The following is a 1,369-nucleotide window of genomic DNA, read 5'->3' on the forward strand; positions in this document are numbered from 1 at the left end:
TGCCATCCCGCCGCGCATGGGCGACCGGGAATCGAAGCGCCCCTCGTGGGTTGCCGCCGCAGCCGCAGCCGGTGCGGCCGGAGGGGCAGCAGGTGCCGCTGCTCGCGACGAGGCGAAGCCTGCCGCTGAGGACCAGGCCCCCGGCGCTCAGGCAGCCGCCCAGCAGGCACCTGCCGCGCCGAAGGGCGAGCCGAAGGTCTACGCGAGCGAGCCGATCATGCTCGGCGACCTCCTCGATGAGGACGACGACGCCTTCGAGACGGATGACGCTGACAAGCAGCTTCCGGAGACGAAGGCCGCCGAAGTTGTCACGGATGCTCCGCGCGACCAAGCCGCTCAGGACGACGCCGAAGCTGACGAAGCTGACGCGGCTGACGAGCCCGAGGTGAGCGAGGACGCCGCCCAGATCGCACCGAGCGCCCGCGTGCCGATGTGGTTCAACGACCTCTTCGACGAGCCCGGCCCGGATGCGACCGGTGTCGCCCCGCGCCTCAAACAGGACGAGCCCGCGGACGCTGTCGAAGACGACGCACCGGAGGCCGAAGAGGCCCAGGCACCCGTCGCCGAACCCGCTGCTGAGGAGGCTGCTGAGCTCGTTGAGGACGCAGCAGTGCCGCCGACGTCGGTGCTGCCGACCGTCTCGGACGAAGCCGCCGCAGCACCGCGCGTCGAGGACACCGACGATGCAGGCCAGCCGCAGCTCGCCGCGGGCGCTGCCCTCGCCGGTGCTGGTGCCGTGGCAGGCGTGGCCGCCGCAGCATCCTTCGATGACGACGAGGATGACGAGGAGTGGCTCCCGAGCTGGCTGCAGGACCACGCCGAGCCGCAGCCCGCAAAGCCCGTGTCGGCGCGCACCGCTCCCGGAACCGGCGCCGTCACCGAGGACAAGCAGGCCCTCGCCGAGTGGGCCAGGGGCGGCGCAACGCCCGAGACGCAGGCAGCAGCCCCCGCTGCAGCCGCCGCATCCGAGCCCGCTGGCACCCTCCACGAGGACGCGGCCCCGGCCACCCAGCACTCGGCCGAACCGCTCCTGCCGCCGATGGCCGCTGCCCCCGCAGGCAGCGTGACCGGCCCTCGCCGCTCGAGCTTCGACGACCTCATGGACAGCGAGGACGAGGACGCACCGATCCTCGGCTTTGACTTTGAACAGACCGGGATGATCCCGCGCGACGCGCTGCAGAACGCGGGCGGCCCGGCTCCTGAGCGTCCGCACTCGGACGACCGCGCAGAGTCCGAGACGCCGTGGGCTCGCCCGGCGCAGGCCGCTGCTGGCGCGACCGCGGGAGCTACCGCGCTCGGTGCGGCTGCTGCCGCAGCTGACTCCGACCAGGCGCGCGCACCCCGCCCGCCGCGCCCCGCCGCCGCATCC

General features: G+C 73.6%; 1 protein-coding gene. It reads left to right on the forward strand.

Going from position 1 to position 1,369, the window contains the following annotated elements:
• On the forward strand, positions 1–1,369 hold a 1,369-nt coding region (locus tag ZAL01S_RS09620; protein ID WP_370664275.1), incomplete at both ends, for a hypothetical protein.

Source organism: [Zimmermannella] alba NBRC 15616 (assembly GCF_001570905.1).
Classification (GTDB): Bacteria; Actinomycetota; Actinomycetes; order Actinomycetales; family Microbacteriaceae; genus Pseudoclavibacter; species Pseudoclavibacter albus.